At 40.4% G+C, this 16,369-nt stretch carries 15 protein-coding genes; 3 read left to right on the forward strand and 12 right to left on the reverse strand.

The features are described from left to right. Positions 1 to 368: 368 nt before the first annotated feature. The 6 genes from mutL to ACFSR0_RS06480 all read right to left on the reverse strand — a co-directional run bounded on the left by mutL (position 369) and on the right by ACFSR0_RS06480 (position 8,115). Positions 369 to 2,351 (reverse strand): DNA mismatch repair endonuclease MutL, encoded by a 1,983-nt coding sequence (gene mutL, locus ACFSR0_RS06455; protein WP_379981064.1) that lies wholly within the window; start codon positions 2,349 to 2,351, stop codon positions 369 to 371. A 15-nt stretch (positions 2,352 to 2,366) separates the two neighbouring features. Then, complete coding sequence (gene mutS / locus ACFSR0_RS06460; RefSeq protein ID WP_379981066.1) at positions 2,367 to 4,940, reverse strand: DNA mismatch repair protein MutS; 2,574 nt, start codon at positions 4,938 to 4,940, stop codon at positions 2,367 to 2,369. Then, on the reverse strand, positions 4,924 to 5,301 hold the full coding sequence (locus ACFSR0_RS06465; protein WP_379981068.1) for a YlbF family regulator: 378 nt from the start codon (positions 5,299 to 5,301) through the stop codon (positions 4,924 to 4,926). The genes mutS and ACFSR0_RS06465 overlap by 17 nt, the downstream gene beginning before the upstream one ends. 18 nt (positions 5,302 to 5,319) lie before the next feature. After that, entirely contained in the window at positions 5,320 to 6,117 is a 798-nt protein-coding gene (locus ACFSR0_RS06470) for a TIGR00282 family metallophosphoesterase (RefSeq protein ID WP_379981070.1), read from the reverse strand. 189 nt (positions 6,118 to 6,306) lie between these two features. Next, positions 6,307 to 7,089 carry an HAD family hydrolase gene (locus ACFSR0_RS06475; protein ID WP_379981072.1) on the reverse strand — a complete coding sequence of 261 codons (783 nt, stop codon included), beginning with the start codon at positions 7,087 to 7,089 and terminating at the stop codon, positions 6,307 to 6,309. A 228-nt stretch (positions 7,090 to 7,317) separates the two neighbouring features. Beyond that, complete coding sequence (locus ACFSR0_RS06480; protein WP_379981074.1) at positions 7,318 to 8,115, reverse strand: formate/nitrite transporter family protein; 798 nt, start codon at positions 8,113 to 8,115, stop codon at positions 7,318 to 7,320. A gap of 347 nt (positions 8,116 to 8,462) precedes the next feature. Between ACFSR0_RS06480 and rpsD the strand changes: the two genes are divergently transcribed. Continuing rightward, the gene (gene rpsD, locus ACFSR0_RS06485) at positions 8,463 to 9,074 is read left to right on the forward strand and encodes a 30S ribosomal protein S4 (RefSeq protein WP_379981076.1); all 612 of its coding nucleotides are present in this window, start codon (positions 8,463 to 8,465) and stop codon (positions 9,072 to 9,074) included. A gap of 140 nt (positions 9,075 to 9,214) precedes the next feature. Further along, the gene (locus ACFSR0_RS06490) at positions 9,215 to 9,766 is read left to right on the forward strand and encodes a biotin transporter BioY (protein WP_379981078.1); all 552 of its coding nucleotides are present in this window, start codon (positions 9,215 to 9,217) and stop codon (positions 9,764 to 9,766) included. Between the two features lie 33 nt (positions 9,767 to 9,799). On the opposite strand, the gene ACFSR0_RS06495 is transcribed toward ACFSR0_RS06490, so the two are convergent. The 3 genes from ACFSR0_RS06495 to ACFSR0_RS06505 are packed head-to-tail and all read right to left on the reverse strand — an operon-like array spanning position 9,800 to position 11,689. Further along, positions 9,800 to 10,396, reverse strand: coding sequence for a DUF1054 domain-containing protein (locus tag ACFSR0_RS06495; protein WP_379981080.1), 597 nt, complete (start codon positions 10,394 to 10,396; stop codon positions 9,800 to 9,802). Positions 10,397 to 10,421: 25 nt separating this feature from the next. Next, positions 10,422 to 11,318 carry a metallophosphoesterase gene (locus tag ACFSR0_RS06500; protein ID WP_379981082.1) on the reverse strand — a complete coding sequence of 299 codons (897 nt, stop codon included), beginning with the start codon at positions 11,316 to 11,318 and terminating at the stop codon, positions 10,422 to 10,424. Then, complete coding sequence (locus ACFSR0_RS06505; RefSeq protein ID WP_379981084.1) at positions 11,315 to 11,689, reverse strand: iron-sulfur cluster biosynthesis family protein; 375 nt, start codon at positions 11,687 to 11,689, stop codon at positions 11,315 to 11,317. Before ACFSR0_RS06505 ends, ACFSR0_RS06500 begins: the two co-directional genes overlap by 4 nt. A 129-nt stretch (positions 11,690 to 11,818) precedes the next feature. On the opposite strand from ACFSR0_RS06505, the gene ACFSR0_RS06510 reads away from it, so the two are divergent. Continuing rightward, positions 11,819 to 12,259: a YueI family protein gene (locus tag ACFSR0_RS06510; RefSeq protein WP_379981086.1), complete on the forward strand. Its 441-nt coding sequence runs from the start codon at positions 11,819 to 11,821 to the stop codon at positions 12,257 to 12,259. A 147-nt stretch (positions 12,260 to 12,406) separates the two neighbouring features. Here the strand turns inward: ACFSR0_RS06510 and gshAB are convergent, their stop codons facing one another. The 3 genes from gshAB to ACFSR0_RS06525 form a co-directional block, all read right to left on the reverse strand. After that, the gene (gene gshAB / locus ACFSR0_RS06515; protein WP_379981088.1) at positions 12,407 to 14,680 is read right to left on the reverse strand and encodes a bifunctional glutamate--cysteine ligase GshA/glutathione synthetase GshB; all 2,274 of its coding nucleotides are present in this window, start codon (positions 14,678 to 14,680) and stop codon (positions 12,407 to 12,409) included. A 313-nt stretch (positions 14,681 to 14,993) separates the two neighbouring features. After that, positions 14,994 to 16,001, reverse strand: a complete 1,008-nt coding sequence (ftsY, locus tag ACFSR0_RS06520) for a signal recognition particle-docking protein FtsY (RefSeq protein ID WP_379981090.1) — start codon at positions 15,999 to 16,001, stop codon at positions 14,994 to 14,996. A gap of 199 nt (positions 16,002 to 16,200) precedes the next feature. Continuing rightward, positions 16,201 to 16,369: zinc ribbon domain-containing protein (locus tag ACFSR0_RS06525; protein ID WP_379981092.1), on the reverse strand; the 169-nt coding region annotated here is incomplete at its 5' end.

Below are 16,369 nucleotides of genomic sequence, written 5' to 3' on the forward strand. Positions count from 1 at the left end.
CAGGATCAAACTCTCATAAAAAATTTGATTCAGTCTTGCGACTGTTAAGCTCTGTTTGTTGACTTTGCTCGCATTTTTGCTTGCATGTATTTTTGTTTCTAATTTAATAGAAACACCTTACACAATTGGTTCGTTTGCTTACTTTGTTCAGTTTTCAAAGGTCTACTTTGTTGTGCTGTGACAACTTTTAAATCGTATCATCTGTCCGAAAGAATGTCAACAATTAATTTTATTTTTTTTAAAATTTTGTTGTCGTCTTTGTCAGCGACTTGATTATCATAACAGACGATTTTCTATCGGTCAACCTTTTTTATTAAAAAAATGAACTTCTTTGAAACCATGGTTTCAAAGAAGTCGTTTGATTGGTATCATTCCCTCGTCTGATGAGGATCTTGTATTCGTTTGAACATCCGTTCCATATCACCTAATGTGAAGTGAATTAATACCGGCCGTCCATGCGGGCAATTAAATGGATTCTCACATGTTGCTAGTTCTTTTAATAGCATCCTTGCTTGTTTGTCATCCAGATAATGATTGGCTTTGATGGATCGTTTGCAACTCATCATGATAGCTGTTCCTTCAAGAAATTTTTTTACGCTCACCTTTCCCGTTGTCAAATACATATCAATCAAATCTTTCACCGTCTGTTCTTCTTGGCCAACAGGAAACCACGTTGGATGTGTACGTATAATAAAAGTGGCATGCCCGAATTCTTCCAAACCAATGCCCACTTGCTGCAACGTATCTTTTCCTTCCATGATTCGTAAATAATCATCGGTCGGATATTCCAATACAATTGGAATGAGTAATGCTTGTGAATCATGGCTTACTTCACCTATTTTTTCGCGATAGTATTCATACTTAATGCGTTCTTGTGCAGCATGTTGATCGATAATATAGAGTCCATCTTCTCCTTGAGCAAAAAGAAATGTCCCGTGCATTTGACCAAAATATTCCAATTCAGGAAATCGTTGGGTGCTCGGCTTTTCCTCTAACATCGCTTCAATCATTTGGGGAGAAACTTCGGTCGCTTCATGGCTGACGGAAGTTTCGAACGGTAACTGATCTTCTCCAACCTGATTCGTTTGAGTTATTTTTTTTTCGGATAGGAAAGCATTCAATTTGTCAGTCGACTGCTGTCCGTTTTCTTCTTCCAGTTGAGTATCTAGTTGTTCCCCTTGCCAAGTTGGCTCTAGCTTTTCTGCAGATTGCTTATGAGGAACAAAAAATTCTCCAGAGGATGCATCGTATGCTAGCGGTTGTTGTATTTCTGCATTTGAAAGTGGCAATTTGATTTGCTCAGGCTTTTGATTTGTTTTGAATCGTTCATTAAACTCTTTTTGTTGTCCCACGTTGGGAATGAGTGTTTCTTCTTTCAAGGCTTCCGCGATTGTCGTTCGAATGAGCTGCATTAATTCTGGCTCTTTTGATAAGCGCACTTCTTGTTTTGTTGGATGTACATTGACGTCCACCAACAATGGATCCATCGTAATCTCGATAATAGCGATTGGGTATCGCCCAATCATTAATTTTGATCCGTAGCCTTGTACAATGGCTTTGTTTAATGCGTAATTCTTAATGTATCGTCCATTGATAATCAGGGATAGATAGTTGCGATTGGCCCGGGTTACCTCAGGCAAAGAGAGGTAGCCTTTTAGTTCAAAGTCGAGATCACTGGCTTGAATAGCAAGCATTTTTTTAGCTGTTTGGATTCCATAAATACCAGCAATTGTTTGCTTTAAATCACCGGTTCCGGCAGTATGCGTCATTGGATTGCCATCATGAACTAATCGAAAGGCAACCGCTGGATGACTGAGTGCCAGACGATTGACAATATCACCGACGTTCGCCAGTTCCGTTTGAAATGTTTTTATATACTTCAATCGTGCAGGTGTATTGAAGAATAAGTTTTCGACAACTACTTTCGTTCCCTTTCGTAACGGGCCCATTTGATGAGAAAGAATTTTCCCACCCTGTAAATGAACAATTGTCCCGTTTGATTCATCTTTTGTTGCCGTTTCAATAGTCATTTCGGAAACAGAAGCAATACTAGGTAAGGCTTCTCCACGAAAACCTAGGGTTCGGATGCGAAATAGATCCGCTTGATGATGGATTTTACTAGTTGCATGCCGTTTAAAAGCATTCTCAACATCTTCACTGGCAATTCCTTCACCATTATCAACTACCTGGATTTTTTTTAACCCCGCATCTTCTAAAAGAATGTCAATTTGAGTACTGCCAGCATCCAGAGCATTCTCTACTAATTCTTTTACCACGGAGGCTGGACGTTCAACCACTTCACCAGCGGCAATTTGATTGGCTAATTGTTCCGATAGTTCTCTAATTTTCACTGGTTCGTTCCTCCTTTATTCTTCTATTTTCTTTTGCCATTCCGCTACTTTTATCATCACTTCCAACGGTGTCATACGTGACACATTTAGTTTCTTTAATTCATCAAAAATCGCTTTTTGATTTTTTGTTTCTGAATTTCCAAACAGGCTCAATTGCTCCACTTCTTCACTAACTGCTTTTTGTTCGACCGTTGTATTTTGCAATCCTTGTGATTCAAGTGAGCGCAAAATCACAGCAGCTCGTTTTAATAACATCGGTGGCAATCCTGCAATCTTGGCAACATGGATACCATAGCTTTTGTCCGCTGGTCCACTCATCATTTTATGTAAGAAAACAACGTCGCCATCCTTTTCAATGGCTCCGACATGTTGATTGCGCAAATGAGGCAACTCTTGATCCAAGATGGTTAATTCATGATAATGCGTTGAAAACAACGTCTTTGCCCGAATCTCTCGATGAATATATTCAATGATTGCTTGGGCTAACGCCATGCCATCGTAAGTAGCCGTTCCCCTACCTAGTTCGTCAAACAAAATCAGACTGTTCGCGGTCGCATATTGCAAAGCTTGATTGGCTTCCATCATTTCAACCATAAACGTACTTTGACCAGCAATCAAATCATCGCTTGCCCCAATCCGTGTAAAAATCCGGTCAAAAATCGGTAATTGTGCCGATTGTGCCGGGACGAAACAACCGATTTGCGCTAAAATAACCGTTAAGGCTAATTGGCGCATATACGTACTTTTTCCCGACATGTTTGGTCCAGTAATCAGAAGAATAAACGTTTCTTGATCCACTACGATATCATTGGCAATGTACTCTTGTTGACCCAAGACTTTTTCCACTACTGGGTGACGCCCTTGCATAATAACTAATTTTTGTTGTTGGTTCATGGTTGGTTTGACGTATTGATAGTGCTCGCTAACGGTTGCAAAGCTTTGCAAGACATCGACTGAACTAATGGCTTTTGCCAATAACTGTAAACGTGCGATTGCTTGCTTGACCTGTTCACGAACTTGTATAAACAACTGATACTCTAGTTCCATGGATTTTTCTTCCGCTTCTAAAATAACTGTTTCTAATTTTTTTAGCTCCGGCGTAATAAATCGTTCAGCATTTGCCAGTGTTTGTTTGCGGTCATAGCGTTCTGGCTGTTCAAGATTGCCTAAATTGGCTTTACTAATTTCAATGTAATAACCGAATACCCGGTTGTATCCTATTTTTAAATTTTTGATACCAGTCGCTTTGCGCTCAGATGCTTCCAGCTCAGCCAACCATTGCTTACCATTACGCATCGCATCTCGGTAATTGTCCAATTGCGCATTGAAACCTGTTTTGATCACATTGCCCTCGGTTACTTGCAAAGGCGCCTCATCAGCAATTGCCTCATCAATCAGTACCACGACATCCTCTAATGGTTCCAAATCAGCTAACAGATCCGTCCATTCTCCCTGATCAATTCCTGAAATAATCGATTGGATTTGCGGCACTTGTTGCAGCGAATGCTTAAGTTGAAGTAAGTCACGGCCGTTCACATTCCCAAACGCTACTCTGCCAGCTAATCGTTCTAAATCATAAACGCCTTTCAAACTCTCTTGCAAATCTGCTCGTTCAAAAAAAGCCGTCAGCAGTGACTCAACTTGCTTTTGGCGTTGTTCAATTGCCGTTTGCTGAATCAAAGGGTGATCAATCCACTGTTTAAGCAAACGCGCCCCCATTGCCGTCTTCGTTTCATCCAATAACCACAATAACGTTCCTTGTTTTTTGCCAGTTCGAATGGCTTGTGTTAATTCAAGATTGTACTTCGAATAATAATCCATTTTCAGATAATGATTGGTTTGATAAAACTGCGCAACTTGTAAATGACCTAATTGGCGCATCTGTGTTCGTCGTAAATAACTATATAATACTAACACCGCCTGTTTTGCAAGTGAATCATCCAATGCCATGAGCAAGTGGCTGCCCATTTCTTCATTCCATTCACCTGACTGGACAGAAAAAACTGCCCCTAATTGTTGCTCAATTCGCTTCGTCAAGTTTGGCGGTAAAGCTTCTGTCACAATTAATTCTTTTGTCGCTAACGTGGCTAGCTCATTGAAGACGGTTTCCTCATCGGTTACTACCGTTGCCTTAATTTCACCTGTGCTCAAATCAGTATAGGCAATTCCATAACGATCTGCTTCTTTCACGACTGCTGTTAAGTAATTATTTTCTTTGGACTGCAATCCCTTGCCTTCCATCACAGTACCCGGTGTAATCAGCTGAATGACTTCCCGCTTCACCATTCCTTTGGTCGTTTTCGGATCTTCTACTTGTTCACAAATAGCCACCTTATATCCTTGCTCAATTAATGTGTCGATATATCCAGCGGCTGCGTGATAAGGGACACCACACATAGGAATTGGGTCGTCCGCATTTTTATTTCGACTGGTTAACGTTAATTCCAATAGTTGGGCTGCTTTTTCAGCATCTTCATAAAACAATTCATAAAAATCGCCCAAGCGATAAAACAAAAATGCGTCTTGGTATTCTTTTTTTATTGAAAAATATTGTTCCATCATCGGTGTTTGTTTAGTTTTCTGAGGCACGCTGCGTCCCCTCCTCAATGGCCTGATTCACCTTTTTTTGAATCGTCTGCGTAACATATTGTAGCAACTCATTTGCTTGTGCGAGTCGTTCTCGATAAAGTTGAACAACCGGGTGTTGATTGTATTGTTGCGTTAACTCTTCAATGCGCTGAATGGCTGCTTTTTCGGCTTCGAGTTTGCCATAATGAGCGAACTGAACCGCCTCTTTTTGTGCTTGTTTGATTTCTTCTTCCAAAGATTTTAAGCGACTATTTTGTTGAGCCTCAAGCTGAATTTGCTGAAACTCTTTGATTACTGGATAGTCCGCTAACAATTGATTCAATTGTTCTAAGGAAGTTTGAATTTTTTGATCCTCAATCATACCTATTCGTTCCTTCTGCTATTCTAAAAATGGGCGATCTTCACTAATTTGAATCAATTCTAAGTGACGAGCTTTTCCTGTTTGATCATCGATATCAATCAGACATCCGCTCAATAGATTACGTCCTGTTTCAACTACTTCAAATCTTCGGGGAAGAGCAGTCATAAATTTTTCAATCACGGCCTCTTTTTTCATCCCCAATATTCCATCATAAGGTCCAGTCATACCCACATCGCTTAGATACGCTGTACCCTTTGGTAAAATGCGGGCATCATTCGTCTGTACATGCGTATGCGTCCCAATGACTGCTGACACACGGCCGTCCAAGTACCACCCCATCGCTTGTTTTTCACTGGTTGTTTCTCCATGAAAATCGACAAAAATATTGGGCGTACGCTGACGAACCTCAGCCAATAGCTGATCCATGACTTGAAAAGGATCATCAATCGCAGTCATAAACGTGCGGGCTTGCAAATTAATCACGGCCAACTCACTGGTATTTACTTTTACATACACACAACCAAGACCTGGCGTTTCTTTAGGAAAATTGGCTGGACGGACCATTTTTTTGGCATCTGTAATAAATTCAAATATGTCTCGATTGTCCCAAGCGTGATTGCCCAACGTCACCACATCAACGCCATCTTGTAAAAATTTTTTGTAAATTTTTTCTGTTATTCCTCGGCCACTGGCAGCATTCTCACCATTGACAATCGTTACTTGCGGATGATACTTTTTCTTTAATTTTGGTAAATACGTTGTAATGGTTTCTCTCCCTAGAGAGCCCACTACATCGCCAATAAATATAATGCGCATACTGATTCCTCTTCTCTATCATTGACACTCTCTTATTTTATCATATTGGACGCCTACAGCGAAAAAAAGAAAACAACCCAAACGCTGCTGATTTGCTAGAAGCACTTTTGATAAGCGTCTATCCCTTCAGCTACTGTCTTGATTGCTTGCCTAATTTCTATTTTGTTTCCGAAAATGAAGCCCTTTTGATTACAATGGTGGGCAAAGGTTTAATTTTACCAATGCCTTCAGAATACCATCTTGCTCGTTGCTAGCAGTTACCATATCCGCTTGCCGTTTTACTTCCTCAGCAGCATTGCCCATCGCAATTCCTACTCCAACTTCTTTCAACATTTCTCGATCATTCATCCCATCACCAAATGCAATGACGTTTTCTCGTGCTATCCCTAACTGGTTTGCTAGTTTCAATAGGGTAACCGCTTTTGAACCATTTTTAGGAATAATGTCCACACATTCTGGATGCCAACGAACAAAATCAAATGCGTCATACAAACTACTATCAAAAGATTCCTGACTATCATAAAAAGCCAAACCCTGATAAATTGAATTGGTTTGATAAAATTTTGCATCGAATGGCGGAACAAATGAACCAAAGGATTCCATTGCTTCACTCATTTGATGTTCGTGAAACGTGGTTATCCGTTTCGTATCATCCAATCCGATGACAGCCACATCAATGTTTCTGGCGATTAAATCATCCGAACATCGATTAAAAGCGTCTTCATTTAATGTTCGCTCATAAAACATCTGGTGATTAGCAAAAGCAACTGATCCATTGCATAAGACGGCATTTTCAAATGAAAGCTGATCAATAATTGGTTTCGCCAATCTGCGATTCCGCCCCGTAGCAATGGTAACCTCATGCCCCGCCTTTCTTAATTGATCAAGTGCAACAACCGTGCTTGGTAACGGTTGTTTCCGATCATCCAACAATGTTCCATCTAAGTCAAAAGCAATTAATTTGCGTTCCATTTTTCCCCTACTCTCTTCTCGTACTCTCCTTAGCATAAAGGATATGTCCACTTTTTTCTACAAAAAAAGCTTGTGACTAAATCAATTAAAACTGCAAAATACTAAATCCCTTCGCTCTTCTTTCTCGTTTACACATCAACGGTTCAGTTGATCTGCACCTAGATTAAAAAGAAATCAATTGATTCAAATTTTTTTGCTGTTTCTTTGAAGTCACAAACCTATTTACTATTAATCGACATACCGCGATTTAGAATTATTTAACCATGCATAAACGAGCCCTATCACCAAGCCGCCGCCGATATAATTACCTAAAAATGCAAAAACCAAATTATGAACCATCGATCCCACTGTCATACCTGGTAAATGGCCACCAGTTACAAAAAAGCCTAATGCAAACGCAGGAAAGTTGGCGATAACGTGTTCAAAGCCTAAAAATGCAAAGATAAAAATAATAAAAATAATTGCCCAAACTTTTCCGCCATCGTCTTTCATGCGCATACTTGCTAAGACAGCCGTATTAACGACAATGTTTGCGAACATTCCTTCAACTAGAATTTGCACGGTTGATTTTGCTAATTTAGCCGATAAAGCATGCACCAAGAACCCATCACTAGCAACCTGTTGAAAAGGACCCGTTAACGAAAGAAGGTATGCAAAAAAAATTCCACCAATTAAATTAAATAAAATACAAGAAAATAAAATTTTCACTGCTTTGCCAACGCTTAGTCGTTTTCGATAAACACCAGCCGTCATATACAACATATTTGAAGTTCCTAATTCGGCATTCATATACAAAATCATAACCAGCGACCAACTGAACATAAATGCGTAAAGAAATTTCCCAATTCCAGGTAACAGTTCCTCGCCTTTTATTCCTACCGCAAACGCAATTCCTGTCCCTAAGGTTAAAAACAGACACGCCAACATTGCACGAACCGCATACCTAATGTAACTTGCATCAATTAAATCTACTTTCTTTTCAATTGAAGAATCGATTTTTTCAAACAAGGGTGATACTGGATTCATCTTACTCCACCTTTACATGTTAGTCTTTTTCACCATTCTAATCAGCAAAGGACATTTTGTAAAGGTCTTTTGTGAAAAGAAAAACATATTATCTGAAAATAACCGCTCGCTTTCTTACTTGTTTTCTATTCTTTAAGTTGACAAATAGGATTCATTTAACGTAAAATGGGTAGCGTGTAAAATAATGCAGCAGAAAGATAGTCGAACACCCCTAGTTTGTTGCCTCATTGGGTTCAATTGTGTAACCGCGGCTGCAAAGGTGAAGATTGAAGAACAAACTACATGTACGATGACTGTTTCATCGGATTATTTTACTCCAACAAACTTTTTTATTGGAGGAATTTTAAATGTCTCGTTATACAGGACCATCTTGGAAAGTCTCTCGTCGCTTAGGAATCTCATTATCTGGTTCCGGTAAAGAATTGGCACGTCGCCCATATGCTCCAGGACAACACGGACCAAACAGCCGTGGCTCTCGTTCAGAATATGGTCAACAATTAACTGAAAAACAAAAATTACGTCATATGTATGGTATGAATGAACGTCAATTCCGTACACTATTCGTAAAAGCAAGCAAGATTAAAGAAGGAAAACATGGTGTTAACTTCATGGTCTTACTTGAACAACGTTTGGACAATGTTGTTTACCGTCTTGGACTTGCGACAACTCGTCGTCAAGCTCGTCAATTAGTAAACCATGGTCACATTACTGTTGATGGCAAACGTGTGGATATCCCTTCTTACCATGTATCACTTGGTCAAGTCATTGGGGTTCGTGAAAAATCACAAAACTTAACAATCATTAAAGATGCCCTTGAAGCAACAATTGGTCGTCCTGCATTCGTAAGTTTTGACGATGAAAAACTAGAAGGTTCATTAACTCGTTTACCAGAACGTGACGAACTTTACCCAGACATCGATGAAGCACTAATCGTCGAATTCTACAACCAAAAACTATAAGACCGACGGAAAGAACAGCGCTTACGCGCTGTTCTTTTTTTGCTCTTTTCGTTAACTTTATGTTTACAAACGGTTAACGAATTGTTAGAATACGTTTATGGTTAACCAATAAAATAAAAAAAGTTTACGAGAGGTGTGTTATGAATCATTCCATTCGCGAGCAAGTTCTCGCGGCTTCCTTTGCCGCTGTGATTGCGATAGTTGCTCAAATCACGATTCCACTGGGATTCGTTCCTTTAACGTTACAAACATTTATCGTTGGTGTTGTCGCTAGTTTGCTAGGTAGCAAGGTTGGGACTTGGTCCGTCGGTATTTATCTTTTATTGGGTGCCATTGGTTTGCCTGTTTATGCTGGAGGTTCAAGCGGCATCGGCGTGCTCTTTGGTCCAACCGGCGGCTATTTAATTTCGTTCCTATTGGCTGCATTTATAATTGGAAAACTCATTGAGCTGACTTCTAGATCATTTTTAGCTGTATTGTTTGCGAATAGTGTCGGCACTTTTCTTTCACTACTCATCGGGACAATCTGGCTTCAATTCGCCATGCACCTCACTTTTTCTCAGGCAATGGTTCAGGGATTTCTACCTTTCCTTTTAGCGGGGGGCATCAAAACAATTGCTTCGACCATCGTTGCTCGTTTACTGTATGCACGCTTACCAGAAAAATTTCTTCCTATTCTTTCCCAAAACTAACAAACCCTCCCCACTTTCTGGGGAGGGTTTGTCTCATTGATGTAACAATCGAAAGAGTGGTAGCAGCATTTGATAGGTCGCAAGCAGATAGTCTCTCGCTTGTGCTGGAGTTTGCCAGATGCCATCATCTTTTTTGATAATTCGTCCAATCTGAAGTTCACTTTTCTTTACTGTTTTGAAACGATTCATCCATTGATCTGCCTCGTCCATTCCGTAGGTGCTCGATTGAGTATGATCCGGTGAAAGCAGAAAATCTTTAGGTAATTGTTGAAGGATTGGTTTATTTTCAAGCAAATATTGTGCCATCCGCGCTTTCTCTTTTGGTTGATCAATCATAGAAAGCCATATTCCAACATATTCTGGCCAAATGACCAATTGAAAATGAGCCTCCATTTTATATCCTCTTTTGTGGGTACCGATGGCCATCCAAGTACACTCCGGTGGACAGACCGTCCGTCGACGATGTTGGGCAATATGCAAAAAAAGAGGTTGCGGCCATTCTTCTTGAAGACTTTGTCGTAAGTCCTCCCCTACTGTTTGAAAAATGGGCTGAATGATTGAGCGAATCGCCGCCATTCGCTCATCTAACCCCTCAACTTCAAATACAGAAAAACTTTGTTCAGTAAACATGGTTCACTACTCATCCCTTCTTATCCTATTTATCTTCATACGCAAAAAACGATACCGCCGATTCGATTTCTTGTTCCAACATCTTTGGATACAAGCGATAAAGTTCTTTGCCATAATGTTGCCACTCACGTTTGATGGTTGGCATATCCAACTGTGTTCTTTGCGGATGGGCTAACATAAATTGACGTGTACTCTGCCATTCATAGGCATAGCCAAGTGGCCGGCATGCGTAGTGAATGCCATCAAGTTGCCTAGAAACAAAACGTCGATGGGTGTGCCCAAACGCAATCGCTTGAACTTGTGGAAAATTTTGGGCTAATGTTCCTATTTGGGGAGAACCTAAAAAAGCATTGATTTGATTCCATTTCTCATATTTCCCTGAAAATGTTTGTACAAAAGCTTGATTTGGAACAAAATGAGTACTGATAATCACTTGTTTGTCCTTTGGCACGGTCTCCATAATAGCAACAAATTGGTCCGCGATTCGTTGCATCACAACGGAATCATTCGCGTCACGATGGATAAAGCGGTCGTACCAAGCAAGCTTTTTCAATCGCTCGAAATCACGAGTTGCTCCTTTGACAAAGGTATAATCATACCACCCATTTATCCCTAACAACCATGTCTTGTGCGAAAGCGGAAAAAAACGAAAATTCAAAAAGCGAGGGTCAGAAAAGTGTTCCATTTCTGTTTCCGTTAAATCCGCCATTTCATGGTTACCCCAGTGAAAGGTCGTCGGAAAATAGGCACTCAAATACTCGATAAAAGCCAAAGCTTGTTGCTTAGTATTGGCGATGTCCCCCGCCAGATGCACGTGATCAACTCGTTTTTCTGTTAACATTTCGATAAAATACACCCATTCTGTTTCCGTCAGCTGATTAATATCTAGATGTAGGTCAGACAAAATCGCTAAACGCTTCACTCTATGTCCTCGCTTTCCTTTCGAATCAGCGGAACATTCGCCGAGAGAATTCCTCCGACTGATTTTAGTTGCAATCGTTGGTACGTTGGCTCAAGGACGAGTTGGTTAACTGGATCAAGTAAAAGTTTGGCAGAAGGTTTCAGAGAAATTGAGCCAATTTCGGTAGTCACGGTCACAGAATAATCCCGTAACAAGCTTGGATCAACTGCTGCTGAAACAAAAAGTAACCGAAACCCACTATCCAATTGACATGAGAAAGCATGATCAACGAATGGTCCATGCCCGTCCTCATTGTCCAATAACAAGTGATCGCCAAGTTTCCTTTTGGCTTCAATATAGGTTTGTGCTGCCGGTGAAATCGTTAATTCCATCTTGACCCCTCTTTTCTATCTTTTCTCTAGTCTATCAAATTTTCTTCTGCGCGAATAAAAAAAGGTCTTTCTATCTTCGCATTTACCCAAATTCTTGCTATACTTTTCCTAAAGAAGGGAGGAAAACGCATGGCTGATGAACTGCAACAACATTTGGACAATAGTCTCTACGGAACTCCTCAACTTCGTCCAGATGAGCAACGCAAATATTTAGGTACGTTTCGAGAACGGTGTTACCTGCAAATGACGATTAGTCAAATGCGCGACAAAACCTTACAGGAGTTGTTCCAACTTCATGTAACCGACTATGAAACTGCTCATTGCTTGATGAACAATCAAGTCTCAGACACGCTTCAAGCATTCTATATTCAACTTTTAACCCAGGCAAACATGCCGTTTACGATTGTCTCTAGCGAAGAAGCAAGCGACGAAGCGATTGGTTTGTTGCTTATCTCTGATGAAGCGGTCAATGATGAAGTCATCGATATCGCAAAGAAATACCCAACTGCTTCTCAAACGGATCCTCAAGAGCAAAAAAACGCATCTTTTTGGGGAAAGTTGTTTCATTGATTCTCTTTTATTTTAAAAATGGCTCTGTTAACCAAATAATCCGCATGATGAAAGACTGTTCTGCAATGATGCAGCACGCCTCACACCATTCTTACGAGGTGTGAGTTTCCTTCCAATTCATGCGGATTATTTTTTTAAGCAAATGCGCTAGTTTCTATCTGGCTCAATTCGTTCTGGGAACAACAGGCGCAAAACATCCATGGTCAGTCTGCGGCCAGTTCCGCTATAAGGAAATACATGCATATGCATCGCTGGGTTGAAATTGGCTTCAATGATGCCATATGCTCCTGGGTTACTTGCTGGTTGACTTTTGTCGGGAATGATGAAATCAATCCCAGAAATCACCGCGCCGATTGCTTTGACGGCTGCCACAGCTACTTGTTTATAGTCATCGTGTAGATCTTCTGTTACATCAATTGAATCGCCACCTGTGCTAACGTTAGAATTTTCCCGTAAATAAACGGTTACTCCTTCAGCTGGAATACTCGTTGGCAGATATCCTTGCGCCTTCAACATAAGCTCCTCAATTTCACCTAATTGGATGTATTCTAGTGGCGCACGATGGTTTGTTCCTCTTAATGGATCTGTGTTCTTTTTTGCGACCAATTCGCGAATGGAGTGTTGCCCATCGCCAATCACATTTGCCGGTACTCTTAACATAATGGCCTTTACCTGATCATCAATCACAAAGAAGCGATACTCAGTGCCCGGAAGAAACTCTTCAATTAAGATGGCATCATCCTCTGCAAACGCTAGTCGAACAGCTGCCTGGAAATCAGCAAAATCTGGTGTTTCTTTAAAAATTGAAATCCCGACCCCATAATTGGTCGTTTTGGGTTTCACAACAAAACCATGATCAGAAAATTCATGGTAGGCGGCAAAAGCCTGCTCTTCCGTGACATATTCTCCACCTGCTGGTACGACAAAGCCCGCTTGTGCCAAAACTTTTTTGGTCACAGTTTTATTGGCCATAAGTAGTGGGGCAATGTAGGTATCTTTACTTGTCATGTTGGCATTTTTTACATATTCAATATGTTGGTCTGCGGATAATTGGACAAATTGGTCTTCTTCATCTAAGACATTGACAGCCAATCCTTTTTGAATAGCATCAAATAGAAGGATTTGAGTTGATAATTCCATTGAGCGGAATCCAGCCAATTGATATGGCTTTTCCCACGCCTTTTGTTCATATGTTTTTCCAATCGCAACGGCCTGTTTTGCCTGTGTTTGTTCCTTGGCTTTTTGGTACCAACGACCAGCCAAAGTTTGTGAAGGCTCTTCAATTGCTCGTTCAATCTGCTCCAGGAATTCTTTGGCAACTTCTACTCGCGTCGTTTGTAAAAAAGTTTTTAATTCCGCGAAAAGTTGTCTAGCTTCTTCTTGGTAGACTGACTCCTGTAATGGATTTTCTAACGAAACAACATTATTCTTTAACGATCCTTTTTTGATGGCTTTCTCATCGGTCGATTCTTCTTTAACTAACATAAAAAGTAAATAAAGATGTAAGAAGGATACTTGGTCTTCAGAAATACCATAAGTGGCAAATGGGTTCAGGTCTAGGTTGCGCAATTCAATGTATTGAATACCCACTTGGCCCAAATCACTGACTTTTTTCCCGCCACGTAAACGCACAGCCGAGTAAAATTCTTTTTCTTCTGATAATTTGCCATCTTCAACCATTTGTTGCAAATCTTCTAAATAATGAGGCAATGTATCATAACGCACTTGGACATCATCATGATTTTTGTAACCAAATGAACTGTTTCTCAATGAACGAACAGGTTCTTTTGGTCCAGCTGCACCGACGAAAAAGTTCGGTTCACTTAATGGAGAAGCACCAAATAGATACGTAATAAACCAACGATGACTCAGGTAATTTCTCGTTACTTTTAAATACACCTTTGTTTTAAATTGTTGATAATCCGTTTCTTCGGTTTGTTGCGCAAACAGGCGACGTAGCAAATCATCCCCAAATTCAAAATTAAAATGAATGCCACTCATCATTTGTTTGCGTCGCCCATAAGTTTTTGCCAAATAGCGGCGATACAGCACATCTTCAAATCGGTCCAATTTTGCTAAACGGATTTCCTCTTCTTTCAACGGTAAGTGTGGTGGCATGCTCAAAGGCCACAACATTTCTTGTCCGTCCAACGAGCGATAACAAACATCGTGAATCGCAGCTAAATAGCGAAACAACTCCGGTATTGATTGACATACAGGTGTAATCAACTCAACCTGTGTCTCGGCAAAATCGGTTTGGATATACGGATGGTACTTGCGATTTCCTAATGATTTAGGATGATTGGTGGTGACTAATTGACCTTCCTCAGTCACACGTTGACTTTCACGTTCGATTCCATATCTTGCTTTCAAAAGAAAGGGTTGCACGCTTCCTTCTAATAATAGTGCACGATAATCCATATTCACACCTCTTATTTCAAACTGTCACAAAAATATTATAGCAAATATCTTGAGAAAAGCATTAAGAGAAATGCTCCATTGTCTGATGCTAGCTTCTCTGTGATTCAGTCGTTTTCATCCAACGAATCCTCTTTGTCCTCTACAAAATGGATGGGTATAGCTGTTGTTGCTTGCAAGTTATCCGAAAAAGAGCAAAAAAGCAATCGATCAGACTACCATTCTACTAACAAGACCATTCTCCAAAAAGCGTCATTTACAAACGTTTTTGAACCATTTCATTCTTGCTATCTGCTAGTCTAATCGATTTTCACTCTTATGCTTCTTCCTTCAATAATCCTTTAAAAAGTCCAATCACAAACTCATTGGGGTTAAATGGTTCCAAATCTTCAATGCCTTCTCCTAGTCCGACCAACTTAACTGGCAAGTGCAATTCATTGCGAATGGCTAGAACAATCCCACCTTTGGCCGTACCATCCAATTTCGATAGTACCAACCCCGTTACATTTGTCGTTTCCTTAAATTGCTTGGCTTGGACCATCGCATTTTGACCCGTAGTGGCATCCAGTACCAATAATACTTCATGCGGAGCGGAAGGCTCTTCGCGTTGGATGACACGTCGGATTTTCTCCAGTTCATTCATTAAATTGACTTTGTTCTGCAAACGACCAGCCGTATCTATCAACAAGACGTCCACTTGCTCTTCCTTGGCTCGACGCATTGCATCAAATACTACTGCTGCCGGGTCGCCACCAGCTTTGCCTCTTACGACCTCAACACCTGCACGTTCGCCCCAAACAACCAATTGATCAATCGCACCTGCTCGAAAGGTATCGGCAGCTGCTAGGAGTACGCTTTTGCCTTCTTGTTTTAACTGAAATGCCAATTTACCGATGCTCGTTGTCTTCCCGACACCATTGACACCAACAAAAAGCATGACCGTCAGTCCTTCTGGCTGGATGGCTAATTCATTGACTTCATCCATGCCTTCTACTTCATATAAATCAACTAATTTTTCGATAATCGCATTTTGCACTTCCGCTGGTTTCTTCGCATTTCTTAACTTGACTTCTTGACGCAACGCTTCGGAAATCCGAATCGCCGTATCAAAACCAACATCGGCTCCAATCAAGGTTTCTTCTAATTCTTCAAAAAAATCTTCATCCACAGAACGGAAATTCGCAAATAATTCATTCATTCGTTCCCCAAAGGTTTTCCGTGTTTTTTCAAGACCTTTGTCGTATTTCTCTTGGACAGTCGTGTCTACTACCTCTTCTGAGGGTTCGCCAGTAAACGCACGTTTAATTTTATCAAAAAAGCCCATCGTATCACCCGTTGCCAAAAATCTATAAATATTTCTAACCAACTATAAAAGTTGTCAGATTTATGTTTATTTCCTGTTTCTACGTGTCCGATTTTGCCACTTGCTCGCTACTCTCGTTTGCTATAACATTCCACAGGCGTTAATTCGGATACAACGAATCCTACATATCTACGTTTCTGTTTAAGTAGAAGCTCGTAGATTAAGCACTGTAACTTGCTAAATTAAGACTTGCATTATAATCTCTATCCGCTGTATACCCGCATGCTTCACAGTGATAGGTGCGATCAGACAGTTTTAAGTCTACTTTTTTATGTCCACACTCATGGCATAATTTAGAACTTGGATAGAACGTATCAGCTTCTACTAAT

This window comes from Enterococcus camelliae, from assembly GCF_042685105.1.
GTDB lineage: Bacteria > Bacillota > Bacilli > Lactobacillales > Enterococcaceae > Enterococcus_G > Enterococcus_G camelliae.